General features: G+C 40.8%; 20 protein-coding genes, 2 pseudogenes and 3 riboswitches. Of the genes and pseudogenes, 18 read left to right on the top strand and 4 right to left on the bottom strand.

Features of this window, described 5'->3' with window-relative positions:
* Positions 1-267 precede the first annotated feature (267 nt).
* Positions 268-367: riboswitch (glycine riboswitch) on the top strand.
* Positions 368-370: 3 nt separating this feature from the next.
* Positions 371-463, top strand: a riboswitch (glycine riboswitch).
* Between the two features lie 107 nt (positions 464-570).
* The 4 genes from gcvT to HC179_RS13320 all read left to right on the top strand — a co-directional run bounded on the left by gcvT (position 571) and on the right by HC179_RS13320 (position 5,400).
* Positions 571-1,674: a glycine cleavage system aminomethyltransferase GcvT gene (gene gcvT / locus HC179_RS13335; RefSeq protein ID WP_168864740.1), complete on the top strand. Its 1,104-nt coding sequence runs from the start codon at positions 571-573 to the stop codon at positions 1,672-1,674.
* Between the two features lie 18 nt (positions 1,675-1,692).
* Positions 1,693-3,039 carry an aminomethyl-transferring glycine dehydrogenase subunit GcvPA gene (gene gcvPA, locus HC179_RS13330; RefSeq protein ID WP_168864739.1) on the top strand — a complete coding sequence of 449 codons (1,347 nt, stop codon included), beginning with the start codon at positions 1,693-1,695 and terminating at the stop codon, positions 3,037-3,039.
* Entirely contained in the window at positions 3,036-4,502 is a 1,467-nt protein-coding gene (gene gcvPB, locus HC179_RS13325; protein WP_168864738.1) for an aminomethyl-transferring glycine dehydrogenase subunit GcvPB, read from the top strand. The genes gcvPA and gcvPB overlap by 4 nt, the downstream gene beginning before the upstream one ends.
* Positions 4,503-4,905: 403 nt before the next feature.
* Complete coding sequence (locus HC179_RS13320) at positions 4,906-5,400, top strand: DinB family protein (RefSeq protein WP_168864737.1); 495 nt, start codon at positions 4,906-4,908, stop codon at positions 5,398-5,400.
* Positions 5,401-5,448: 48 nt separating this feature from the next.
* On the opposite strand, the gene HC179_RS13315 is transcribed toward HC179_RS13320, so the two are convergent.
* Positions 5,449-5,829: a rhodanese-like domain-containing protein gene (locus HC179_RS13315; RefSeq protein ID WP_168864736.1), complete on the bottom strand. Its 381-nt coding sequence runs from the start codon at positions 5,827-5,829 to the stop codon at positions 5,449-5,451.
* A gap of 173 nt (positions 5,830-6,002) precedes the next feature.
* Between HC179_RS13315 and HC179_RS13310 the strand changes: the two genes are divergently transcribed.
* The 8 genes and pseudogenes from HC179_RS13310 to HC179_RS13275 all read left to right on the top strand — a co-directional run bounded on the left by HC179_RS13310 (position 6,003) and on the right by HC179_RS13275 (position 15,724).
* A complete protein-coding gene (locus HC179_RS13310) occupies positions 6,003-6,839 on the top strand; it encodes a lipoate--protein ligase family protein (protein ID WP_168864735.1) in 837 nt (278 codons plus the stop codon).
* 434 nt (positions 6,840-7,273) lie between these two features.
* Positions 7,274-8,071 (top strand): annotated as a pseudogene (locus HC179_RS13305) (ribonucleotide reductase N-terminal alpha domain-containing protein); the annotation flags it as partial.
* A gap of 320 nt (positions 8,072-8,391) precedes the next feature.
* Positions 8,392-10,161 (top strand): annotated as a pseudogene (locus HC179_RS13300) (vitamin B12-dependent ribonucleotide reductase); the annotation flags it as partial.
* A gap of 343 nt (positions 10,162-10,504) precedes the next feature.
* A complete protein-coding gene (locus HC179_RS13295; RefSeq protein ID WP_168864733.1) occupies positions 10,505-11,626 on the top strand; it encodes a GerAB/ArcD/ProY family transporter in 1,122 nt (373 codons plus the stop codon).
* Positions 11,598-13,049 carry a spore germination protein gene (locus HC179_RS13290; RefSeq protein ID WP_168864732.1) on the top strand — a complete coding sequence of 484 codons (1,452 nt, stop codon included), beginning with the start codon at positions 11,598-11,600 and terminating at the stop codon, positions 13,047-13,049. The genes HC179_RS13295 and HC179_RS13290 overlap by 29 nt, the downstream gene beginning before the upstream one ends.
* On the top strand, positions 13,046-14,191 hold the full coding sequence (locus HC179_RS13285) for a Ger(x)C family spore germination protein (protein ID WP_168864731.1): 1,146 nt from the start codon (positions 13,046-13,048) through the stop codon (positions 14,189-14,191). Before HC179_RS13290 ends, HC179_RS13285 begins: the two co-directional genes overlap by 4 nt.
* Before the next feature lie 86 nt (positions 14,192-14,277).
* Complete coding sequence (gene mntR / locus HC179_RS13280; protein ID WP_060664933.1) at positions 14,278-14,703, top strand: transcriptional regulator MntR; 426 nt, start codon at positions 14,278-14,280, stop codon at positions 14,701-14,703.
* A gap of 136 nt (positions 14,704-14,839) precedes the next feature.
* Positions 14,840-15,724 (top strand): patatin-like phospholipase family protein, encoded by an 885-nt coding sequence (locus tag HC179_RS13275; protein WP_168864730.1) that lies wholly within the window; start codon positions 14,840-14,842, stop codon positions 15,722-15,724.
* A 25-nt stretch (positions 15,725-15,749) separates the two neighbouring features.
* Here HC179_RS13275 and HC179_RS13270 read toward each other — a convergent pair whose 3' ends face one another.
* Together HC179_RS13270 and HC179_RS13265 are read right to left on the bottom strand one after the other, a co-directional pair.
* On the bottom strand, positions 15,750-16,145 hold the full coding sequence (locus HC179_RS13270) for an SA1362 family protein (protein ID WP_168864729.1): 396 nt from the start codon (positions 16,143-16,145) through the stop codon (positions 15,750-15,752).
* Positions 16,146-16,245: 100 nt separating this feature from the next.
* Positions 16,246-17,193 carry a DUF1385 domain-containing protein gene (locus tag HC179_RS13265; protein WP_168864728.1) on the bottom strand — a complete coding sequence of 316 codons (948 nt, stop codon included), beginning with the start codon at positions 17,191-17,193 and terminating at the stop codon, positions 16,246-16,248.
* Positions 17,194-17,375: 182 nt separating this feature from the next.
* On the opposite strand from HC179_RS13265, the gene HC179_RS13260 reads away from it, so the two are divergent.
* The 4 genes from HC179_RS13260 (at position 17,376) to efp (ending at position 20,333) form a co-directional block, all read left to right on the top strand.
* Positions 17,376-17,906 carry a YqhR family membrane protein gene (locus HC179_RS13260; protein ID WP_205825320.1) on the top strand — a complete coding sequence of 177 codons (531 nt, stop codon included), beginning with the start codon at positions 17,376-17,378 and terminating at the stop codon, positions 17,904-17,906.
* Between the two features lie 94 nt (positions 17,907-18,000).
* Entirely contained in the window at positions 18,001-18,438 is a 438-nt protein-coding gene (aroQ, locus tag HC179_RS13255) for a type II 3-dehydroquinate dehydratase (RefSeq protein WP_168864727.1), read from the top strand.
* A gap of 4 nt (positions 18,439-18,442) precedes the next feature.
* A complete protein-coding gene (locus HC179_RS13250; protein WP_168864726.1) occupies positions 18,443-19,504 on the top strand; it encodes a M24 family metallopeptidase in 1,062 nt (353 codons plus the stop codon).
* Between the two features lie 271 nt (positions 19,505-19,775).
* Positions 19,776-20,333 (top strand): elongation factor P, encoded by a 558-nt coding sequence (efp, locus tag HC179_RS13245; RefSeq protein WP_060664926.1) that lies wholly within the window; start codon positions 19,776-19,778, stop codon positions 20,331-20,333.
* 753 nt (positions 20,334-21,086) lie between these two features.
* Here the strand turns inward: efp and HC179_RS13240 are convergent.
* Positions 21,087-22,328: a TolB-like translocation protein gene (locus tag HC179_RS13240; RefSeq protein WP_168864725.1), complete on the bottom strand. Its 1,242-nt coding sequence runs from the start codon at positions 22,326-22,328 to the stop codon at positions 21,087-21,089.
* Positions 22,329-22,551: 223 nt separating this feature from the next.
* Here HC179_RS13240 and HC179_RS13235 point away from each other — a divergent pair, with 223 nt between their 5' ends.
* Positions 22,552-24,222 (top strand): alpha-glucosidase, encoded by a 1,671-nt coding sequence (locus HC179_RS13235; protein WP_168864724.1) that lies wholly within the window; start codon positions 22,552-22,554, stop codon positions 24,220-24,222.
* A 717-nt stretch (positions 24,223-24,939) separates the two neighbouring features.
* A riboswitch (SAM riboswitch) is annotated at positions 24,940-25,045 on the top strand.
* Between the two features lie 264 nt (positions 25,046-25,309).
* A complete protein-coding gene (locus HC179_RS13230) occupies positions 25,310-26,422 on the top strand; it encodes a sugar ABC transporter substrate-binding protein (protein ID WP_168864723.1) in 1,113 nt (370 codons plus the stop codon).
* Positions 26,423-26,467 lie beyond the last annotated feature (45 nt).

Below are 26,467 nucleotides of genomic sequence, written 5' to 3'. Positions count from 1 at the left end.
TGTTGTGCATCCTTTCTGAATTATCCAATTTATAGTATGTTGCAAAAGGATAGCGTTTTCATTAGAAAATATTGATAATCTACTTGTTTAAACACGAACATTTAGCTATATAAAAATAATAATAATAAGTGTTTTTTTATTGCCAGATTCCTTTGTCTAATGGTAGGATAATAGTGAGCTTTTTAAGGCAGTTTGCCTGACTATATAAACATGAATGTTGTAGCTTCTATTAGTATGACCATGTTTGAAGAAAATATTATATTGCGAATGAGAACAAGGGGAGAGACTGCCATCAAAAATACGGCAGCGCCGAAGGAGCAAGCAGACTGACTGTGAATCTCTCAGGCAAAAAGACTCTTGTTGGACGCAACTCTGGAGAGCGTTTATTCCATTTCATTCAGAATAAACCACCAAAGGGGAAAGCCTTCTACAAAAGGTAAACTTTCAGGTGCAAAGGACAGAGAACTCTTTTTTGAAAAAGGGGTTTCTCTGTCCTTTTTTGGATCAGAGCAAAGAGGCAAACTAGTAGGTTTACATTCTTTTTGGTTAGTAAAAGGAGGAGAAAAAGTAATGACTGAACTTAAAAAAACACCATTATTCGACGTGTACAAAGAACATGGTGGTAAAACAATTGATTTTGGTGGATGGGATTTGCCCGTTCAATTTTCAAGTATTAAAGAAGAACACGAAGCGGTTCGAACAAAAGCCGGTTTATTCGATGTTTCCCACATGGGAGAAATTGAAGTAAAAGGAAAAGACAGTCTTGCTTACCTACAGAAAATGATGACAAATGACGTTTCCAAACTCAAAGACGGTGGTGCACAATACACAGCAATGTGTTATCCGGACGGCGGGACGGTAGACGATCTTCTAGTCTACAAAAAAGCAGATGAGGATTACCTGCTTGTTGTGAACGCATCCAATATAGAAAAAGATTATGATTGGTTAAAAAGCCATGCAATAGAAGAAGTAGAAGTCACAAATATCTCAGATAGTATCGCACAGCTTGCAATTCAAGGTCCAGTGGCAGAAAAAGTCTTGCAAAAGCTGACAAGTACTGACCTTTCAGAAATTAAATTTTTTAAATTTAAAGAAAACGTAGATATTAATGGAGTTACTGCCCTAGTTTCAAGAACAGGTTACACAGGGGAAGACGGTTTTGAAATCTATTGTCAGCAAGAAGACGCAGTTCAACTTTGGAACATGTTACTTGAATCTGGAAAAGAAGACGGGCTAGTTCCATGCGGATTAGGTTCCCGTGACACCTTGCGCTTTGAAGCAAAGCTTGCTCTATATGGTCAAGAGCTTTCAAAAGACATAACTCCGATTGAAGCTGGTATCGGTTTCGCAGTCAAAACGAACAAAGAAGAAGATTTCTTCGGTAAAGAAGTGTTAAAAGAACAAAAAGAAAACGGCGCACCTCGAAGTATCGTTGGTATTGAAATGATAGACAAAGGAATTCCTCGACACGGCTATGAAGTATTTATAGGTGACGAGCAAATCGGAGAAGTAACAACTGGTACTCAATCTCCAACGTTAAAGAAAAATGTCGGCCTCGCACTTTTAAAGAAAGAATTCACTGAGCTTGATACAGAAGTGGAAGTGCAAGTTCGCAAAAAGCGTCTAAAAGCTAAAGTGGTTAAAGCACCATTCTATCAACGCCCAAAAAACTAACCGGAGAGGGGAACTCACATGAAACATCGTTATTTACCGATGACAGACCAAGACATTCAGGAAATGCTGCAAGTAATAGGAGTTCAAACTATTGACGAATTATTTTCAGACATCCCGGAAAGCGTACGATTTGACGGAGAACTGAAAATCAAACAAGCAAAATCTGAATCAGAATTGATGCGCGAGTTAAGCGAGCTTGCTGCTAAAAATAAAGATTTACGAAAGCATGCTTCCTTCTTGGGAGCTGGCGTATACGATCACTACATGCCGGTCATTGTCGACCATGTTATCTCCCGTTCAGAATTTTATACAGCCTACACTCCTTACCAGCCTGAGATTTCACAAGGGGAATTACAAGCAATCTTTGAATTCCAAACAATGATTTGTGAACTAACAGGCATGGACGTAGCAAACTCGTCTATGTATGACGGCCCAACAGCCTTCGCAGAAGCAGCGATGCTTGCATGCGGTCATACGAAAAAGAAAAAAGTCCTTATTTCGGGCGCCGTTCACCCTGAAGCAAAAGCAGTGGTAACTTCTTATGCCAAGGGACAATATGTGGAAGTGGTAGAAATTCCAACGAAAAATGGAGTAACCGATGTAGCTGCATTAGAAGAAATGATGTCATCTGACGTTGCGGCAGTTATGGTTCAATATCCAAACTTCTTCGGTCAAGTAGAGCCTCTGCAAGAAATTGAAAAATTAGCCCATACAGACAAGGGAATGTTTGTTGTTTCTTCTAACCCGTTGGCTCTTGGTGCTTTGACACCTCCAGGTAAATTTGGTGCTGATATCGTAACAGGTGATGCGCAACCATTTGGTATCCCAACACAATTCGGTGGTCCTCATTGTGGTTATTTTGCGGTAACATCCAAGTTGATGCGTAAAGTTCCTGGTAGATTAGTAGGTCAGACAGTGGACGAGGAAGGCCAACGCGGATTTGTTCTGACGCTGCAAGCACGTGAACAACATATCCGTCGTGATAAAGCGACTTCCAACATCTGTTCCAACCAGGCGTTGAATGCACTCGCAGCATCTGTTGCCATGACGGCTCTTGGCAAAAAGGGTGTAAAAGAGATGGCCGTTCAAAACATCCAAAAAGCACATTATGCTAAGCGTTCTTTAGAAGCGGCAGGTCTTGAAGTTACGTTCAGCGGTCCGTTCTTCAACGAATTTGTTGTAAAGCTTTCCACTCCAATCAAAGAAGTCAATCGCAAGCTTCTTGAAAAAGGAATGATCGGTGGCTACGACCTAGGAACATACTATCCTGAACTGGAAAACCATATGCTGCTTGCAGTTACAGAATTACGCACGAAAGAAGAAATTGACACACTAGCGAGAGAAATGGGGGCTCATCAGCAATGAAGAAGCAAAATCAACCACTCATTTTTGAAATGTCCAGAGAGGGTCGTATCGGATACAGCCTAACTGAAAACGATGTACCAGAAGTAGATTTGGCAGAGCTTTTCCCAGCTGAATACATCCGTGAGGAAGCACCAGAACTACCGGAAGTTTCTGAGCTTGATATTATGCGTCACTATACGGCATTGAGTAATCGTAACCACGGTGTGGATTCAGGGTTCTACCCGCTTGGTTCTTGTACGATGAAGTATAATCCGAAAATCAATGAAAACGTGGCACGCTTCCCAGGTTTTGCACACATCCATCCACTGCAGGACGAGTCAACTGTCCAAGGTGCCTTGGAGTTAATGCACGACCTACAAGAGCACTTAATTGAAATTACAGGAATGGACGAAGTGACACTGCAACCTGCTGCCGGAGCACATGGTGAGTGGACTGGACTAATGATGATTCGCGCATTCCATGAAGCAAACAATGACCATAACCGTACAAAAGTGATCGTTCCTGACTCCGCACACGGAACAAATCCGGCATCTGCAACAGTCGCTGGTCTTGAAACCATCACGGTAAAATCTGACGAAAACGGTTTGGTAGATTTAGAGGATCTTCGCAGAGTGGTAGGGGAAGACACGGCTGCTTTGATGCTCACCAACCCGAACACGCTTGGCCTTTTTGAGGAGAATATTTTAGAAATGGCCCGCATTGTCCATGATGCAGGCGGAAAGCTTTATTATGACGGAGCAAACCTAAATGCGGTTCTAAGCAAAGCACGTCCTGGAGACATGGGCTTTGATGTGGTTCACTTGAACTTGCATAAAACATTTACAGGCCCTCACGGTGGCGGTGGCCCTGGTTCCGGCCCAGTCGGCGTTAAAGCTGATTTGATCCCTTACTTGCCAAAACCGTTAGTGGTGAAAAAAGAAGATGGAACGTTCGGTTTCGATTACGATCGTCCACAATCTATCGGTCGCGTGAAGCCGTTCTACGGTAACTTCGGCATTAATGTTCGTGCATACACGTATATCCGTTCTATGGGTCCAGATGGATTGAAAGCAGTAACGGAATATGCTGTTTTAAACGCGAACTATATGATGCGCCGTCTAGCAGAGCACTACGACCTGCCGTTTGACAGACATTGTAAGCATGAATTCGTATTGAGCGGCAAGCGTCAGAAGAAACTTGGCGTACGTACATTGGATATTGCTAAACGCCTGCTTGACTTCGGATACCATCCGCCAACGATTTACTTCCCATTGAATGTGGAAGAGTGCATCATGATCGAGCCGACAGAAACGGAATCAAAAGAAACATTGGATTCCTTCATTGAAGCCATGATTCAGATCGCACGTGAAGCGGAAGAAAATCCGGAAGTGGTGCAAGAAGCACCTCATACGACCGTGATTAAGCGATTGGATGAGACGCTGGCAGCGCGTAAGCCAGTGTTGCGTTATAAGAAGGAAGCTTGATTATAGGATATGATTTTGTTTAGAGAGAGGACGGGGAGACCTGTTCTCTTTTTTGTGGATTTGGGACGTAGGGACAAGACTTTAGAAATGAATGTATCGCATTACTGCAAAATGAGGAATTAAAAAGCCAATCGGAAGGGGTATTTTGAAGGTGAATTCGTTTTATCCATTGTAAAATCGTTATATCAATTGTAAATGTGAAATATCCATTGTAAATTAGTTATATCAATTGTAAAAAAGATATATCCATTGTAAATCAAGTTTATCCATTACATTTCCCCCGACACCGACACCCAGCCATGATCTTAACTTCCCATTTTGAATGACCCTCCAGCACATATCACTTCTCAAACTCCCCAAAAACCCTTAAGATATAACTAGAAACAAAGGGAGGGGAAAGCAAATGTACTATGAGCAAACCTATAAAGCACGAGAAGAACTGCTGGAATTATTAAAAGGAATCTCAGAAGAACAACTGCATCAAAAGCACGAAAACCTCTGGACAGTCTCTCAAAACGTAGAGCACTTATACCTAATTGAAAACAAAATTACCAACGGCTTAAGAAAAGCGATTGAAGTAAAGCATGAAGTGGAAGAGAAAGAACTGAATTTGGCAAAAATCCTAGCCAACAGAACATATAAAGTGGTGGCTCCGGAAGACATTACTCCTTCCGAACACCCTTATACAAAAGCAGAACTAGTTGAGCTGTTGGAGCAATCCAGAAATAACTTGAACACATTCATCCAAGAAGTGGAAGATGAAGCATTACATAAATATGGTTTCAATCATCGATGGATTGGAGATCTCTCCGCACAACAATGGGTGCAATTGATTGGATTTCATGAGCGCCGTCATATCGAACAGATCAACCAAACTTTAAACAATACAGTCCAATAAACACAAAAGAGCACTTGCAGTTACTTACTCTGCAAGTGCTCTTATCTATTAGTTCTTCGTTCTGATTTTACCGCCCCATTGCTTGAAGCCGCCCTTAAGCTGATAAAGCTGCGTGTACCCTTTACGCTTTAACATATGAGCTGCACGACCACTACGCATGGTGTTCTGGCAATAAATATAAACAGGTTGGTCTTGTCTTACCTCTCTCATTCTCATTTTCATTTGAGATAGAGGGATATTTCTTGCGCCAAGGATGTGCCCGCCTTCATACTCTTTTGGTTCACGAACATCAATCAATTGCGCTTTACGATAACCAGCACGAAATTCTTCTTCCGTTAAGGTTGTTAGAATTTTACGTTGGTAGATAAACATGATCACTGAATAGACAATAAATGCCGCCAAAATTCCTAATGTTACGTATAAAGCCAAACTAGACAACCCCTCTTTTTCTTTTTATACCAAAGTATATTATATAAAAGCTCGTCCGAAATGTCATCCTTTTCTACTAGTCAGTCATAAAAAACTGCCAAGCTTTAACTTTGAAATCCCGGTGGACTTTTGGTAGACTAGTTCATCATATATAGATAAATGAGGTACATAACATGACAAGAGAAACTTGGAGGTTTATTGATTCACAAAATCAATCTCCTGCATTTAATATGGCGCTTGATGAGGCGTTATTAGATTGGCACAGTAAAGGCATCATTCCACCCACTATCCGTTTTTATGGTTGGAACCCTCCGACATTATCTGTCGGTTATTTTCAAAAAGTAGAAAAAGAAATAAATATGGAACGTGTAAAAGAACTTGGCCTTGGGTTTGTCAGAAGACCAACAGGTGGCCGTGGTGTCCTTCACGACAAGGAACTAACCTATAGTGTTATTGTCTCGGAAGAGCATCCAGAAATGCCGCAAACGGTAACAGAGGCATACCGAGTCATTTCAGAAGGTATTTTAGAAGGTTTCAAGGCGCTTGGACTTGATGCATACTTCGCAATTCCAAGAACAGAAGAGGAAAAGCAAGGATTGAAGAATCCACGTTCTTCCGTTTGTTTTGATGCACCATCCTGGTATGAACTTGTAGTGGAGGGAAGAAAGGTTGCCGGCAGCGCGCAGACACGTCAAAAGGGTGTCATTTTGCAGCACGGCTCTATTCTACTAGATATTGATGAAGACATGCTATTTAGCCTGTTCAACTACCCAAGTGAACGCGTAAAGGAACGAATGCAAAAGAATTTCAAAAATAAAGCGGTGGCAATCAATGCTCTTCGTGAGACTCCAGTTACCATGGAAGAAGCAAAAAAGGCTTTTTATGAAGGGTTTGAAAAAGGACTTAACATTACACTTGAACCATATGAACTGACAGAAGCGGAACTAGCTGAAGTGCACGCCATAATGGAGAAGAAATATTCCACAGATGAGTGGAATTATAAAAGATAACGAGGAGCATATTCCTCGTTATCTTTTTGTTTTGCACTACATCTAGTGGGGTAGTGTAAAGAGTCAACTAGATATGTAAAAGTCAAGAATGAAAAATAAAAAAATATTTTTCGTCAAATAGGAAGGATTTTCTTAAAACGTTGGTATAGTAGGCTCGCTATATTTCGTAAAAATGCGCAACCGACAAAAAAAGTCATTCTGCCTCGAAAATAGATTATAATCTTCGTTTCTCTTGATTATCCTCCCTAAATTGACCCTTTTACAATTTGACAAATTTAGATTTATTCTGCGTAAAATCAATATATAGTAGTGTCGAAAATATTTTATATACTATATGTTGATATATTACCGGCAGATATGATACCTTATCTGTACAAACAAATTTTACAGAAGTAACTTTTGGTAGAACTACTAGTTTTAGAGGAGTTGTAATAATGACCATTGCTATTAATGAAAACAAATTGAAAATTAATGTAGAACGCTTGAACAAGGACATCGGCTTGTTTCCTCAAGTACACCCCATCACAGAGGACATGACCACCACACATAAAGGTGTTTCCCGCCTGGTCATGCTCGATCGTTACGCATTCAAAGATACAGAGAAAGTAACACTTACTGCTGGAGATTTTGTTGTATTAACGATTAAAGAAGATCCCAAATTCCCTGCAAGAGGTCTTGGTTTCATTCAAGACATAGACTGGTCTACCAAGAAGGCTTCTGTTCTAATTGAAGAAGAGTATCGTGGAGTTCTGACAAAGCAAGGTGAAGCTGAAACGGGCGTAGTTGTTCGTTCCCTGGATGTCATTGAAAAGCCTCTAGAAGTCTTCTACGAGCAAATTGCCAAACGTAACGCCAAAGGCTTGGCAGCGGTAGAAACGACAGAAGAGAAGCGCCAGGAATGGTTTGAGAAGTTCTATCATGAACTAGTTAACATGAACTTTGTACCTGCAGGACGTGTGTTATACGGAGCAGGGGCTGACACAGATGTAACCTACTTCAACTGTTATGTGATGCCGTTTGTGCAAGATTCCCGTGAAGGAATTTCGGAACACCGTAAACAAGTAATGGAAATCATGAGCCGCGGAGGCGGGGTTGGTACAAACGGATCAACGCTTCGTCCACGAAACGCGCTTGCAAGGGGAGTGAACGGTAAATCTTCTGGTAGTGTTTCATGGTTGGATGACATTGCAAAATTGACGCATCTTGTGGAACAAGGTGGATCAAGACGTGGTAAATCAGCTTAAGTGCCTCGTCTATAAACAAACCTCGTGAATTGCTGGAAAGTCTTTCATGACTTGTTGGCTACAACGTGACTGGAAACGGTGAGCGTGAATGCTTAAGAACAACAAGCGGTCAAAGATAATCAGCAGCCAAGCACCTGTCAAATGGTGAAGGTTCAACGACCATCGAAAACATGCCGAAGTTTGGCAGAAGTGAGTAGAGTAGGATTCAAGCGAATCCGAAGTGCGAGGACACTTTTACAAGTGTAAGATATGGTCTGAACTCTATGGTGACATAGAGAGTCGATTTAGCGAATCGGCGTAACGAAATGGCTCAAATGATTATGCTAGCAGACTGGCACCCAGATATCGTAGAATTCATCATCTCCAAAATGCAAAACCCTAGAATTTTGCGCTACCTAATTGAAAATACAAATGATGAAAGCATCAAAAAAGCAGCAGAGGACAAGTTGAAGTTTACACCATTAACAGATCAAGAAATAACGATGTACCAATCTGTTACAAACTTCAAGCACATCCCTGGATATGGCGGATTTACAGAAGCCATCATCAAGGATGCAGAGCAGAAGTTAAAAGTTGGTGGAACTTACACCGTTCATAACTCAGAGTTCCTAACTGGAGCCAACATCTCCATTACCCTAACAAAAGAGTTTATGGAAGCTGTTGAGAATGATGCTGACTTTGATCTTCGTTTCCCTGATGTGGAAGCATACGATAAAGACGAAATGGCTATCTACAATGATCAATGGTCAGAAGTTGGAGACGTACGAGAGTGGGAGAAACTTGGTCACAAGGTGAGAGTGTACAGAAAGATTAAGGCAAAAGAACTTTGGAACCTGGTCAATATTTGTGCAACATACTCAGCTGAGCCTGGAATCTTCTTCATCGACAACGCCAATGATATGACAAATGCAAAAGCATACGGACAAAAGGTTGTAGCAACCAACCCATGTGGGGAACAACCCCTCGCACCATTTTCTGTCTGTAACTTAGCAGCTGTTAACTTGGCTCAATTTGCAGACAAGGAAACGAAAACAGTAAACTTTGAAAAGCTAAAACAAACAGTAGAAGTCGGCGTTAGAATGCAAGATAATGTAATCGATGCAACGCCTTACTTCTTAGAAGAAAATAAAAAGCAGGCATTAGGAGAGCGCCGTGTTGGTCTAGGAGTAATGGGCCTACACGATCTTCTAATCTATTGTGAAACAGAATACGGCTCTGAAAAAGGCAATGAGCTTGTTGATAAAGTATTTGAAACAATCGCAGTTACTGCGTATCGTGCTTCTGTGGAACTTGGAAAAGAAAAAGGAAGCTTCCCATTCCTTACTGGTGATACAGAAGAAGAAACAAATCGCCTTCGTGAAGCATTCACGAAAACAGGCTTCATGAGCAAAATGCCGGAAGATATCAAAGAAGGTATCATGACTTCAGGTATCCGTAACTCTCACCTGTTAACAGTAGCTCCAACTGGTTCAACAGGAACGATGGTAGGAGTATCTACTGGACTTGAGCCATACTTCTCCTTCTCTTACTTCCGCAGTGGACGTCTAGGGAAGTTCATTGAAGTAAAAGCGGACATCGTTCAAGAATACTTGGATGCAAACCCAGAAGCGGATGCAGAGAACCTTCCAAACTGGTTCATCTCTGCTATGGAACTTGCTCCTGAGGCACATGCGGATGTTCAATGCATCATCCAAAACTGGATAGACAGCTCCATTTCCAAAACGGTAAACGCACCGAAAGGATATACGGTCGATCAAGTGAAAAAAGTTTACGAACGCCTTTATAAAGGTGGAGCAAAAGGTGGTACCGTTTATGTGGATGGAAGCCGTGACTCTCAGGTTCTAACGCTAAAAGCAGAAGAGAACACAATGGATGAAGGCGAACAGATTCAGATGGAAGATGTCGTCAAAAAGCCGGTAGTGCTTGTAGAAACAATAAATGATCTTCGTTCTACAAATGTACAATATGGATCAGAAGTAGGGAACACCTGCCCAGTATGTCGTATTGGAACGGTTAAAGAGATTGGCGGCTGCAACACTTGCACAGATTGCGGTGCGCAGTTGAAGTGTGGATTATAATACTAACGAAACGAGTATGGATACTAGTGTATTCCATACTCGTTTTTGTTTTGGGAAAAGAGAGGGATCGTCACCGCCCGAAACCACTCCACCAAAGCCAAAACGGTAACAGAGAAGCCCTGTCACCGTCCGAAACCGCTCCACAAGTAGCAAAACGGTAACAGAGAAGCCCTGTCACCGCCCGAAACCACCCAACAAAAGTCAAAACGGTAAAAGAGACACCCCCACAAATTCAAAAAAACCATTCCACATAACCACGATTCCACCTATCTGATTTCCAATTGGCATATTCTATCAAAACCAGGTCATCATAAATATATCTTTATGAAGCTGGTGATGACCTATGCAGAACGTAACGAAAATTTTAATTCCGAGACAGCTGTTCTTGATGCTGATACTATCAACGGGTCTACTCAACCACGTTATTCTAATACCGAATCTACTAAATGCTGCAGGCAGGGACAGCTGGATTGGTGTGATAATAGCCTACCCGATAGCGCTTGTTTTTTCATGGTTGGTTTATTTTATTACTAAAAATAGCTCTGATGAGGGATTTTTCTCAATGGTGGAAAAGCGATTCGGCAAGGTTGTTTCCGCAATAATTTCATTGCCGGTTGTTGTTTATCTTTTTTTGAGTGCATACATCACCTTACGAGATCTGATTATCTGGTTGAATTCATATTTCTTGTCAGATTCTTCTGTTACGATGATAAATTTCATTATGATATTGGTTTGCTGTGTGGTTACACTTGGTGGAATAAAGTATATGGCCATTTCTAGTGGATTTTTGCTGCCGCTAGTGATGATTTTTGGTATTTTCATCGCCATTACCAATACAACCATCAAAGATCCGAGCCTTTTGTTCCCATTGTTAAGTGAAGGGTACACACCGGTAATAAAAGGGATTATCTATTCTTTGTCCGGTCTGTTTGAAATCTACCTAGTTATTTTATTGCAACCATATTCACAATCTCCTATAAAATTTAGACATGTTTTCATCTTAATTACCTTGTTAATGGGATTGATCCTTGGTCCGTTGACAGCTGCTATTATGGAGTTTGGGCCGGTGGAATCTGCAAATTTCCGCTATCCTGCTTATGAACAGTGGCGGGTTTTAAACATTGGTGATTATATTTCACAGCTTGATTTTTTTGCACTTTATCAATGGCTTAGTGGGGCAATAATAAGAATTGGGTTATTTATCTATCTTGCTGCTGCTTTTTTTACCAAAAAGAAAAAACATTACAAAGTGAATGCTATATTAGTTGTATGTATTTATGTGATTTTCTTTGGTGTAATGTGGATGGAAGTGGAAACTTTTTATTTCTATGAGTTTATCTATCGTTATTTTTTACCAGCATGTATGGCATTTTTTCTTTTCCAAATACTAATATCAGCCTTATTGGTACTAGTAATGAGGAAGAGAGAGGGTTCACATGGAAAACAAAACACCCCTGGAATGTAAGGACAGTCTTTGGGAAAAAGTTACACAGTTAAAATCTCAATTTAGTCAAAGCCAGGATTTCGTTTGCCAAAAACATAAAACCGATGAAGCAACATTTGAAATCATTTACATAGACAGCCTTGTTAATTTGCAATATTTAGATCAATATATTTTACCTAAATTAAATGAATATAAGGATGTATCCATAAAATTACACATGCAGACATTATTTCAAGTAGAAGAGGTCACCTTCAAATCGTTGGAGGATGTGGCTTCTTTGCTTTTTGAAGGAAATGTGATCTTTTATGTCGGGGATAGTCTTTTAAGTATTAAGGCCGGAGATTTTCCAAAGCGGCAACCGGAAGAATCTGCTCTAGAAACGTCAATCAGAGGACCAAAGGACGGATTTGTTGAGGACATCAAAACTAATATTTCGTTAATAAGAAGGAGACTTAATACACCGTCACTATGCCTGGAGAAATTTACAATAGGGAAAAGGAGTAAGACAAAGGTTGTTTTGATGTACCTAGATGATGTCATCAATAAGAAAGTTCTTCATGAAATAAGAACGAGGCTAAATGGAGTGGAACTGGATATTTTAACAAGTGCATATGAGTTGGAGTCTTCCGTTCGTGATCGACCTTATTCAGTCTTTCCCACGATGGATTTTTCAGGTAGGCCCGACTTTGTTGTGCAAGTCTTAAATCAAGGAAGATTTGCATTAATAGTGGATGGAAATCCTACTGTATCTTTTGCACCAGTAAATTTATTATTGCAAACAAAATCGCCAGAAGATACGTATATAAATTATGCATATGTATCACTGGAGCGATTAATCAGGATGCTTGGAATAATGGTTTCCGGTTTTTTGCCGGGTATTTGGATTGCCTTTTCTGCTTTCAATATCGAACAAATACCATATTTACTTGTTGCAACCATTTCTGTTTCACGCTTTGGTTTGCCATTGTCTGCACCAATTGAAATGTTTATCATCTTATTTCTTTTTGAATTATTTAATGAAGCTGGTGTGCGGCTTCCACGGGCAATCGGTCAGACTGTAGCTGTTCTCGGGGGATTAATTGTTGGAGATGCCGCGATTAGAGCCGGCTTGACATCCCCAACCATGTTAGTGGTTGCAGCTATCACCTATATTGCTTCTTTTACCCTAGTGAACCAATCATTAAGCTCAGCCATTACTATTATCCGTTTTACTGTAATACTTTTGAGTACATTTTTTGGATTATTCGGCGTGATTTTAGGCTTTATTTTAACTGTCTTCTATTTTTCTACGTTAAATTCATTTGGAACACCATACTTTGGATCTTTATCGCCTATTAGCTTTACAGAGGTAGTGAAGTCCTTTTTACAAGCACCGGTCCAATACTACAAATCAAGAACTGCCTCAACAAGTCCTGATGATGCATCAAGGGGGGAGCATAATTGAACCGCAATATAGGGTTATCTGTTTTTATCAGTATTTTTCTGCTTACGGGTTGCGGGGGCATTAAGAATATACAGGATCTAACTTATATTGTGGCAATAGGGATGGATTATGATGAAGTAAAAGATGAGTACATCGTCTATCTACAGGGCTTGAATTTTGCAAACGTGGCTAAGCAAGATGGAGGGAAGCCTTCTGAAACGATTCCAAGCTTTGTTGGTTCGGCAAGGGGTAAGACATTAAACCTTGCTGTGAGTGAATTATATAGTAAATCGGAGCCTCCGATTTACTTCGGTCATGTGAAAACGCTTGTTCTTAGTCAACGATTAATAAATAGGAAGTCAAAGGAAATCTTAGAGGAGGTTGCCAGAAATAAATCTCTTAGGCATAGACTGAGAATTGTAACAACCGAAGAAAATATTGAAGAAATTTTTGCTGTAACAGCACTCTTTGACTACCCTGCTATATACACGGTCCTATTCAAAGAAAAAGCAATTGGGACAGCTCAAGATGAATTAGAACCTACCACGCTCTTGTACTTTTTAAGGTCGTATTATGAGCCGATGGGGATTGCTAAAATTCCTACCCTGACCATTGACACAAGTTCATGGCGTTCAGACGAAGAATATCCAGTACTATATTTTGGTGGATATTCTGTATTTCAGCAGCAGGCATTTATAAAAAATATCACCTTAGAAGATGCGGTACTTCTCGATTGGCTGGTGGAAAAGGAAATAGCTCTAAATCACCCTGTAAAGGATGGGGAAGAATTAATTGCAGCAGTAAAGCTTGCCAGCCCGAAAATGAAGATTACTTACGACAAAAATAAAACTGAACCAAGTTTCTCCATAGAGCTTTCAGTTCGTGCTGACTTACTTGAAAAATTAAAAGATGTTTCTGTAGATGAGCTGAAAAAATTATTAGAGGAAGATTTAAAAAGACAAGTTCTTACTCTCTATGAACAAGGGGTGGAGAGTAAAATGGATTTATTAAACGCAGGTGAAAAATGGTACCGAGAACATCCCAAAGCCTATAAGGAATTAAAAGACTCCCATAAATTTTATCTCCAAAAAGATTCACTTAAAGAGGTAAAGGTTAACATACAAATCTTCCATTTCAACAGTTATGAATACGAAAAGAATTAAACAAAGCCCTAACTTGTCATCCCCAGTGAGTTAGGGTATCATTTTATATGACGGCTTAGAACGTGGATTGGAAACGGAGGGATATTATGCCTACCCCAAGTATGGAAGATTACATAGAGCAGATTTACATGTTGATTGAAGATAAAGGATATGCACGGGTTTCAGACATTGCCGAAGCATTGGCGGTACATCCCTCTTCTGTAACAAAAATGGTCCAAAAACTTGATAAAGACCAGTACTTAATCTATGAAAAATATCGCGGACTAGTTCTTACTTCTAAAGGAAAGAAAATTGGTAAGCGATTAGTATATCGTCATGAATTACTCGAACAGTTTTTAAGAGTGATAGGTGTAAATGAGGAAAATATTTATGAAGATGTGGAAGGTATTGAGCATCACTTGAGCTGGAATGCCATTGATCGTATTGGTGATCTTGTTCAATATTTTGAAGAAGAAAAAGAACGTGTGGAAGCTTTGCAAACCATCCAAAAACAAAATGAAGAGAACCAATAAAGAGATAGACCTTGCCATCTGGCAGTAAGGTCTGTCTCTTTTTTTGCTCTCGACAAGGAAATGGGTATATTTTCGCCGATTCCTTATTAAAGATGTAAAAGGAAGTTATCCGGTTCAATGTGATGGAGGGATTCCATTGAAGATAGATGGTGTGTTTTCAGGTGGCGGAATCAAAGGATTTGCGCTAATCGGAGCGCTTCAAGCTGTGGAGGGAAGGGGATTAAAATTTCAGCGCTTAGCAGGGACAAGTGCGGGTTCTATTGTAGCCGCGTTTACAGCGGCAGGGTATACGGCAAACGAAATCCGTAACATGCTAGATGAAACGGATATCATGAATTTCTTGGATGAGAGAAGGACATTGTTGCCATCCCCCATTACGAAATGGCTGCTTTTGTATTGGAAACTTGGTTTGTATAAGGGGGAAGTGTTGGAAAGGTGGTTAGAGAAGAAGCTTGCTGCAAAGGGGATAAGAACATTTGGGGATCTGCCTAAGGATCATCTAAGAATTATTGCATCCGATCTTACAAGTGGGACCATTGCCATCCTTCCTGATGACCTTCCAAAATACAATATGGATCCAAAGAAGTTTTCTGTAGCCAAAGCAGTAAGGATGAGCTGCAGCATTCCGTATTTTTTTGAACCTGTCAAGCTTAAGGGAAAGGGAGTTACCTATTTATTTGTAGACGGTGGAGTATTGAGTAATTTTCCTATATGGCTATTTGATAATGATCGAATCCCAAAAGTGCGCCCTGTACTCGGAATTCAATTAAGTGCAAAACAAGAGGATCGGCCAGTCAACAAAATAAACAATGCCATCACCATGTTTGGTGCTTTGTTTGAGACGATGAAGGATGCTCATGATGCCAAGCATATCTCAAGTCGACATGAGAAGGATGTCATTTTTATACCAATGGACCATATTGCCGTGACGGAATTTGCGTTAACAGAGGAAAGGAAAAGGGGACTGGTGGAAATAGGGAGAAAAAGAGCAGAGGCATTTCTAATGAAGTGGTGTTACTAATACAGAAAAAACCGAGCTTCTTTCTTTAAAAGAAAGCTCGGTTTTTCTTTTTGCCCTTTTTCCCTTCAATGACGGTCAAATGGGACGGGGCTTTTCGTTTTGGTACGGATGGTTTTGACGGCTTCGAGCTTGCACGATCTCTGCTAGATGTTATCGGGCTGATAGTTGGTTTTGCACTTCCTGTGGCTGCGTATTTCTTTTTAGATTGCTTCACAGCCTTACTATACCGGGCATCCGTTTTCGCTCCGATTTTCCCTTGGATAAAATAGCGGAAAATCAAATAAAATACGGTTGCACCCCCTACAATTAAAAGGAGACTTGTAAATAATCCTCCTGGATTGCTAAATAATTGAATGATCAAATAAAAAGCTGCTAAAGAAACAAGAGTATAAAAAATTGGTTTCCGATAGCTTCTTTTCATCTTCGCCACCTCCCAGGTAACCAGTATGCTTGTTTTCGATGGTTACCACCACTGATTGTTTTAATAGTATATTTTCTAGGATAAGGCTTGTTGCGGATTTTTATACTATTTCTTCGGTAATCTTTTTCTCTGAATCTTGTTCTAGCTCCAATAATCTCTTAAAGGAAAGAATGGCAACCTCTACTTGGTCATCTGTTGGCTCCTTTGTTGTTAGCAGTTGCAACCAAAGACCAGGATACCCTAAAACTTTTAAAACAGGAATATCGCGGACTTTGTTTGTAAGCTGTAATACCTCAAATGAGATACCTAAAACGACGGGGATGAGAGCTAAACGGTTCAAAACACGTAACCATAAAGGATCTGTCGGTACAAGAAGGTATATAAAGAAGCCTACAACGACTGTAAATAGAATAAAACTACTGCCACATCTATAATGCAATCTTGATTGCGCTTGGATATTGCTTACAGTTAATTCTTTCCCGTTTTCATAAGCGTTAATCACTTTATGCTCTGCGCCATGATATTGAAATACCCTTTTAATGATCGGGGTAAAGGAAATGAAGTATATGTATGCCAATAAAAGCATTAATTTAAAGACCGTTTCAATCAATACCTGTGCAAAATCTCCTGGGAAAATGGGCTTTGTTAGTTCTGCCAAAAAGACGGGAACAAGTGTGAAAATGAACTTCCCGAAAATAAACGATAAAACCCCGACTGCTGCAACGCTAAGGATCATTTCTAGTTTGGATGGCTCTTTTTTATTATATATCTCTTCCTCATCTTGACTCGGATCCACATCATATCGTTCCGTGGAGAAATTCAGATGCTTGGATCCATTCCCTGCTGCTTCCACTATTGCAACAATTCCTCGAATAAAAGGAATTTTCTTAAGCGACTGTAATGTCGGGTTTGATTTTCTTGGCACTTGCAGATATTCAATGGAGTCATCTTTTCTGCGAATGGCAGTAACATAATGGCGTTTTCCACCAAACATCACGCCTTCAACCACAGCCTGTCCTCCATAAACAGGTTTTGATTCATTTGACATAAATAGCACCAACCTAACTTTTCTAAGAAGAAAAAATTTCTATTACTTAATATTCTACCCGAATCTTCAAAAAACCTCTACTCCCTGAGATTCTTTGTTTGAAAAAGTTCCCTGGTACTGTATGGTTCTGTCGTTCTTATGGAAAGATATGTGTAATGCTGCAGAAGAAAGGGAGCAAAATCATGAGTGATAATAAGAAATTAGAACAAAACCAAAGAGAAGAACCGATGGGGTTTATGACAAAAGTAATCGTTACCGGATTTGTCGGTGGTGTGTTCTGGAGTATTATCGGATATATTGCCTACATATTCAGCTTTACCGAAATCAGCCCAAATGTGGTGCTTCAACCCTGGGCAATTGGTGATTGGAAAAAGGGATGGTTGGGGTATGTAATTAGTATCATCCTGCTTGGGCTGTTTGGTATCGGCGCTGCGCTCATTTATGCCGCGATACTAAAAAAGTTTCAGCAATTCTGGATTGGGATTGTTTACGGCATTGCACTATGGGGACTGGTTTTCTTCTTATTAAACCCAATGTTTCCTTCCATTAAAACAGTCAAGGAACTTACCCTAGATACAAACGTGACAAATGTATGTTTGTACATATTGTTCGGGGTTTTTGTAGGCTATTCCATTTCATTCGAGCACAATGAAATGCAGAATCAGGATAAACAACACTCCCAACAACAAACACAATCCTCATCGAATGAGTAGTAGGGAATAACGGAATGTGATAGAATGTTCAATAATTGGACATTCTTTTTCTTTTTGAATAGGGGTGTTGATTTTATAAAAAGGAGACCGCAGAATGCGCTTACTTGTTCTCAACGGGCCTAACCTAAACAGATTGGGATTAAGGGAACCCACAGTATATGGCAATCAAACATTGCAGGATCTCGAAGCGCAACTTCAAGCATTCGCAAGCAAAAATTCGTGTGAACTAACTTGTTTTCAAAGCAATCACGAAGGAGAGCTTATTGATAAGCTTCACGATGCGGAAGGCCATTACGACGGGATTGTCATAAACCCTGGCGCCTTCACCCATTACAGCTATGCAATCCGCGATGCCATTGCAAGTATAACTGTACCGGTAATGGAAGTGCACATTTCCAACATACATAAGCGGGAAGAATTCAGACACACATCCGTCACCGCACCAGTAACAATAGGCCAGATTGTAGGCCTTGGCTTTTACGGATACGAACTGGCACTATTAGCTTTATTACATCAGAACAAGGGGGAATAGCAAGATGACAAAATTAACAAAACTTAGAGAGAGCTTTCAAGCTTCAGGAATTGATGCATTACTGATTACAAGCGGAAAGAACCGCCAATACATCACAGGGTTCACCGGCTCAGCAGGTGTGGCAATCGTAACTGCAGACAAAGCTGTATTTATCACCGACTTCCGTTACACCGAACAAGCTGCCAAGCAATGTGAAGGCTTTGACATTGTCCAGCACAAAGGCGGACTTGTAGATGAAATTGCAAATGTGGTCAAAGACCTTGGAGTAGCAAAACTTGGCTTCGAACAGGACCATGTCACTTTTTCTACCTATTTAAACTACAAAACAACAATTAAAGCGGATCTAGTCCCTGTTTCTGGCGTAATTGAAAAGTTACGCTTGATTAAGAGTGAACAAGAGATTAAGATATTAAAGGAAGCTACACAGATTGCTGACGCAGCTTTTGAACATATTCTTACATACATCAAGCCAGGACTAACAGAATTGGATGTTTCCAACGAGTTAGAATTCTTCATGAGAAAACAAGGCGCTGTTTCCTCATCCTTTGATATTATTGTCGCTTCAGGTTACCGTTCAGCCCTACCACACGGCGTCGCTTCAGATAAAGTGATTGAAAAAGGTGAGTTTGTAACGCTTGATTTTGGAGCTTACTACAAAGGCTACAACTCTGATATTACAAGAACACTTGCTGTGGGACAGCCAAGCGATGAGCTGAAAACGATCTATGATACTGTATTGGAAGCACAGTTACGAGGCATGAGAGGCATCAAGGCAGGCATCACCGGCCGTGAAGCGGATGCATTGACACGTGATTACATTACGGAAAAGGGTTATGGAGAGTACTTTGGACATTCTACAGGTCATGGACTTGGAATGGAAGTGCATGAAGGTCCTTCTCTATCTGTAAAATCAGACACAGTTTTAGAACCGGGAATGATTGTAACAGTAGAACCTGGTATTTATGTTGCTGGATTAGGCGGAGTGCGTATCGAAGACGATACTATCGTTACAGAAACAGGTAACGAAACACTTTCCTTCTCTACAAAAGAACTTATTATTTTGTAAACATTGTTAAAGAATATATCAAAGCTGTTGATTGGAACGAAAGGCGAAGACTCCTAAGGGGGATAGCGCTAGGCGGAGACCCCGCAGGCGAAGGCCGAGGAGGCTCCAGCAGCGCCCCTAGGAAAGCGAGCCTTGCGTGGAAATCAACAGCGTTGTTATAACAAGCTCATCTAGTAAAAGTGTATCTTGCGTGATGTAGACTAGAGTAACGCACTCAAGGATACAATACGTGTAGGGCATTATTTTACATAGCTTTAGGAGGAACTAATAAATGATTTCAGTAAACGATTTTCGTACAGGTTTAACAATCGAAGTAGACAATGGGATTTGGCGTGTAATGGATTTCCAACACGTTAAGCCAGGAAAAGGAGCGGCATTCGTACGTTCTAAATTACGTAACTTACGTAATGGTGCTATCCAAGAAAAAACATTCCGTGCAGGCGAAAAAGTAGCAAAAGCACAGATCGACAACCGCAAAATGCAATACCTTTATGCAAACGGCGACATGCACGTATTCATGGACAACGAGTCCTATGACCAGTTGGAGCTTCCATCTGCTCAAATCGAATACGAATTGAAATTCTTGAAAGAAAACATGGAAGTTGCCATCATGATGTACCAAAGCGAGACGCTTGGAGTCGAGCTTCCAAATACAGTAGAACTAAAAGTAGCTGAAACAGAGCCAGGAATTAAGGGCGACACAGCTTCCGGCGGATCGAAGCCAGCAGTTATGGAAACTGGTGTAACAGTTAACGTACCGTTCTTCGTGAACGAAGGAGACGTATTGATTATCAATACGACTGATTCTTCTTACGTTTCAAGAGCTTAATTTGATTTTTTAAAAAAATAGGAGAAGGTCCCTTGTTGTTGGTATGGGGGGGCTTCTCCTTTTTTTGTTGCTGTGTGCGCATTCTGTGGGTTGTGATTTTTCTAATATAAGGAATCTATAAACCCGAACTCCTGTGAGTTCCGGGTGAAGTGTCCAGTAGATAACTTCTATATACCCGAACGGCTGTGAATCCTGGCTGAATCGTAAAATAGAGGCGTTCTATGAGCTCCAACTTCAATGAAATCCGGATGAAGTGTCAATAGAAGGAAATAAAAGGTATCTCTACGCCCGAATAGCAACCATATTGATGAAAACGGTAAGAGAGAAGCCGTCTCTACGCCCGAACGGCATCCCAAATCATAAAAACGGTAAGAGAGAAGCTGTATCTACGCCCGAACGGCAACCATATTGATAAAAACGGTAAGAGAGAAGCTGTCTCTAAGCCCGAACAGCATCCCAAATCATAAAAACGGTAAGAGAGAGGCTGTATCTACGCCCGAACAGCAACCAAAATCGTAAAAACGGTAAGAGAGAAGCTGTCTCTAAGCCCGAACAGCAATCAAAATCGTAAAAACGGTAAGAGAGAAGCCGTCTCTACGCCCAAACAGCAACCCAAATCATAAAAACGGTAACAGAGAAGCCGTCTCTACGCCCGAACAGCATCCCAAACCATAAAAATTAAGAGAGAAGCCGTCTCTACGCCCGAACCCCAACAACCCCCACTCAAACAAGAAAATAGATTAAAACCCAATTTCACTTCCCAAACCAAACCACCTCAAACACATTCTCCACAAGCATCCTACCGTCAGAACCATCAACCTTACTCATCCAAATATGCCTCCTGCCATCCGCATCTTCGCGTATCCAAGCCAAAGATGAACCTTCTCCCAAAACCACAGGCTCTCCATCAGAATAACCTTCTGGTGTTTTCGAAATCTTAACTGCCTCTTTTTCCTTCAAGCCTACCAAATATAAAGAAGAAACAAATTTCTCGGAGCTCTCACTGGTCTCTCTACCGCGAGCCACGACAATATTCTCATCATCGACCCAGTCAAAATCTACATCCGCAAACCCTTGTGGTGTATGTGCTTTTTTATAATTCGGGATAATGGTGCTTGTCATCAGTATCTTATTTTGCACATCGCCACTGGTCATCCTACCTCCGCCCTGAATAGAAGCAAGAAATGGTTTAGTCGGTGCCCACTTTATCCAGTTGGGATCAAGTAACATTTCTCCAAGTGGAATAAATAGCTTATTCTCTTTTACATATACACTCAGCATATTGCTGTCAGCTGACCATGAAGCTGTAGGGGTAACCACCATCGCTAAGTTTTTCCCGTCATGAGACCAAGAATAATCCTCTACATCTACTGCTAAAATAGAAGTGTCCTCGTATTTTAGAGGTGATGAAACCGTGTGAAGAGGTGTTACTTTTACATCCATTTCGTGAGCTTCTTTTTCTACGCCCCAATGAACTTCGTAAAGTCTCGGGTGGCTCCAGCCATCAGGAAACAAAGCCGCACTAGCAGAGGCGATTAAGTTAACACCTTCAGCATCCCAAGTGAAACTTGATACACCACCTGTAAGCTGATGAATAATAGGCGTTCCGGAAGTGAGTTCCACTACACAGAGAATAGAGCCTGTCAGAAAGGCAAATGTACGGTCAACGGGATTCCACTGTGGATCATGCCCGGCAATTTTTAGTTTACTGGAACTCATAGTTTCTGAATTATATAACCAGATGTCATATTCTTCAGATTCTGTTTGCAGATCCACCTGTTTAGCTTCATAAACAAGCCATTTACCGTCATTTGACCAATTAAATTTTCCTACTTCAATGTTTTCGTGCAATGGGACTTCCTTCGTACCATCAAACAGCCATAAGGAATGGTATCTTGTAAAAGCAACTTTTGGTTGTTCCGTTGCTGCAGAAAAGCTAGACAAAGGTGCAAAAACAACAGTTACAGCCAATAGGCAAATCAATAAATATTTCATGATAAAATCCTCCTAAAATATTCCTACACCTTAGTGTTACCAGCTACCATCATTTCATGAATAAAACAAAATCAGAATTTAAGTTGAAATTAGTGAAAAAGATGGTATAGTAAAGTAGTGGAATTATTCCAAGTGATATTTTTTTGTAGATTTGTGCAAACGGTTACGCAATCGTGCAACCGTTATCATAGCGAAGTGTAGTTGATAAGGGAGTGTATCAAGATTGAAAAAGATATGGTGGAAAGAAGCAGTTGCCTATCAGGTATATCCAAGAAGTTTCATGGATTCCAATGGTGACGGTATTGGTGATTTAAGAGGAGTTATTTCTAAACTAGATTATTTAAAAGATATGGGTATAGATGTTATTTGGATTTGTCCGATGTATAAGTCTCCGAATGTAGATAATGGGTATGATATTAGTGATTATCAGGACATCATGGAAGACTTCGGAAACATGGCGGATTTTGATGAGTTATTAGAAGAAGTGCATAACCGCGACATGAAGCTTATCATAGATTTAGTTATCAACCACACTTCTGATCAACACGAGTGGTTCATTGAATCTGCATCTTCTAAGGACAATCCAAAACGCGATTGGTACATTTGGAAAGATGGAAAAAACGGCAAGGAGCCGAACAACTGGGAGAGTATTTTCAATGGTCCGGCTTGGAAGTTGGATGAGAAGACTGGCCAGTATTACATGCACATCTTTGCAACAGAACAGCCTGACTTGAACTGGGAGAATAAAGATGTACGCTTTGCATTGTACGATATGATTAACTGGTGGTTGGATAAAGGGATTGACGGATTCCGCGTGGATGCTATTTCTCATATCAAAAAAGAACCTGGATTCCCAGACCTGCCGAATCCAAAAGGTTTAGATTATGTTCCATCTTTTGACTACATGATGAATGTGGAAGGAATTCAAAAACACCTTGAGGAATTAAAAGAGCAAACGTTTGCGCGTTATGACATCATGACTGTCGGGGAAGCAAATGGTGTGAAGCTGAACCAAGCGGATGAGTGGGTTGGCGAAGAAAACGGGAAATTCAATATGATTTTTCAATTTGAACATCTTGGTCTTTGGGAAAAAGGAACAGAAGGCGGCGTAGACCTTCTTCAACTAAAGAAAACATTAACGAAATGGCAGAAAGGGTTGGAAGGAAACGGCTGGAATGCATTATTCCTTGAAAACCATGACCAGGCTCGTTCTGTTTCGACATGGGGTAATGATAAAGAATACCTAGTAGAAAGTGCGAAATCCCTTGGTGCACTGTATTTCCTAATGCAAGGAACTCCTTTCATCTACCAAGGTCAAGAACTTGGTATGACGAATGTGAAGTTTGACAGCATTAACGACTACGATGATGTTGGCATGAAAAACCTTTACAATATTGAGAGTGCTAAAGGGGAAGAGTATGCCCAAAAGGTGATGGAAATCATCTGGGCTAAAGGCCGTGACAACTCCCGTACGCCAATGCAATGGAATGACGAGCCAAACGGAGGATTCACCACTGGTACTCCATGGATGGGCGTGAATGAAAACTACAAAACCATCAATGTGGAAAAGCAATGGAACGACCCGAATTCCGTATTAAGCTTCTACAGAGACATGATCAAAATCCGTAAAGAAGAGGAAGTATTTGTCTATGGTGAATACAACCTAATTCTTGAAGATGATACACAAGTTTACGGTTACACAAGAACGCTTGATAACAAAATAGCTGTTGTATTATGTAACTTGAGTGAAGAAGAAGTCACAATAGAGCTTGAAGAACTTGAGGTTGCTTCTGCTGACCTTCGTCTTCAAAACTATGATGTTGCTGCTCATAAAGGTGTGTCTGAATTGACATTGAAGCCTTATGAAACTCGTGTTTACGTGGTTTCGAAATAAGATATAGCTTGGGAAAGTCTCACCATTTTAGGTGAGGCTTTTCTTTTTATGGTGAGAAAAGGTAACGAATTTTCTAAGCGCCGATGATGAAGACCTCTTTATCCATAAAATCTAATGAGAGAGGTCTTCATCGCCATATGAGGACGTCAGTTAGGTGGAAAAGGTTAGTGCGAGGTCTTCATAGGCCATATGAGGACGTCAGTCAAGTGGAAAAGGCTAGAGCGAGGTCCTCATAGGCCATATGAGGACATCAGTTAGGTGGAAAAGGTTAGAGAAAGGTCTTCATCGCTCTTATGAAGACATCAGTTAGGGTGAGAAAAGCAGGAGAGAGGTCTTCATCGCCATAATGAGGACGTCAGTTAGGTGGAAAAGGCTAGAGCGAGGTCTTCATCGGCCATATGAGGATGTCAGTTAAGTGGAAAAGGCTAGAGCGAGGTCTTCATCGCTCTTATGAAGACATCAGTTAGGTGAGAAAAGCAGGAGAGAGCTCCTCATCACTCTTATGAAGACGTCAGTAAGGTGAGAACGGGAGGAGCGAGGTCTTCATCGCTCTTATCAAGACGTCAGTTTGGTGAGAAACGACCTTATGTAGGCGAGGTGGGCCACAATTTAAACCTTCAACATGAAATTTTTATAATTCTTCAAAAAAAGTCATTGACACCTCTTCTTTAAGGCGGTAAAGTAATACTTAATTCTTAATAAACTAAATATTTCGATCTCTTATCAAGAGTGGCAGAGGGACTGGCCCTATGACGCCCAGCAACCGTTCCGTTTGGAATTGGTGCTAAATCCTGCAAAACAGTGATGTTTTGAAAGATAAGAGAGGGACAAGTCTTTTTGTTTTCAATTAGCGCTCAAACCTCTCTTTCTTGGAGAGGTTTTTTATTTTGGGTTCGAATAAACACCGCGATTGATTTCCGCACTGAGCTTCGCTTTCCTAGGGGAGTCGCTGGAGCCTCCTCGCAACGCTTGAGGGGTATCCACCTAGCGCTATCTCCCTCAGGAGTCTTCGCTCTATGCTCCAATCAACAGCTGGGTTATCCCAACTTAACAAAAGAAAAATAAAGCAAAAAGGGGAGCAAAAAAAATGAAAAAGAACATCTTTAAAAAAGGAATTGTAGCATTAACAACAGCAACTTTATTATTAGCAGGATGTAGTGCTGGAGGCGATTCTGCAGCTAGCAGTAAGCCGACGGGACCAATTGAGAATGTACCTGATAAGTTTGCTGACGGAGAAGGTGCAAAAATTAAAGTTATCCGAAAGATTGGCGGGGATGACCATACGGCTCAATTTTTAGCAGGGGCGAAAGAGGAAGGAGAATCCTTTGGGTTTACAGTAGATGTGTTTACTGCAAATGGTGACAGTGCAAAATTCCATGACGCAATTAATCAGACGGTTAACCAAGATTATGATGGGGTCATTATTTCACATGGCGATGATGCTGCAACAGTGGAAGGTGTTCAACAGCTAATAGACAGTGGCAAAGAAGTGGTCACTTTTGATTCTAACGGAGACCTGGGCAACATTGAAGGCGTTACGTTAACTTCTCAAGATGATGAAGAACTGGCAACGTTGGCACTTGATCAATTGGTCAATGATTTCAATGGGGAAGCGAATGTGGTGTATCTTTGGGTGGACGGTTTCCCACCGATGGTTCGACGTAACAATGTGTATAAACAAACGTTAGAAAATAATCCTGGTCTGAACGAAGTGGAACGCTTTGGAGTGGCAGCGGCAGATACTTCCATTCAAACACAGAACGCGGTTGCGGCAATGTTGAACAAACATCCAAAAGGAAGCATTGATGCTATTTTTGCTACATGGGATGCATTTGCAGTCGGAGCGGCACGTGCGTTGAAAGAGGCCGGCAGAGAGGAAATCAAGATTTACGGAATTGATGTTTCGAATGCAGACTTGCAGGAAATCAGTACTGAAGGAAGCCCTTGGAAATACACAGCAGCTGTGGATCCGAAATTGATTGGTGCTATTAACCTTCGTTTGCTTGCGAAAAAGCTTGCCGGGGAAGAAACACCGCAAACTTATGACTTGGAAGCTTCGTTAATCTCTCAAGAAGAATTGCAACAATCTAGCGAAGCGGTAAACATGGGCAACCTTTCATCTGTAGTAGAAGGCTGGGGAGAGTCAGATGCCTTTTTAGAAGAATGGATGAACACGTTGATAGAGCATTACAAAAAATAATAAAAGGCACTCTCTTCATTAGGAGAGAGTGTTTGTGTGTTTTAT

This window comes from Bacillus sp. RO1 (assembly GCF_012524115.1).
Lineage (GTDB): Bacteria > Bacillota > Bacilli > Bacillales > Bacillaceae_I > Sutcliffiella_A.
The sequence above is the reverse complement of the archived record's forward strand: the minus strand, read 5'-3'. Positions and strand labels throughout refer to the sequence as shown.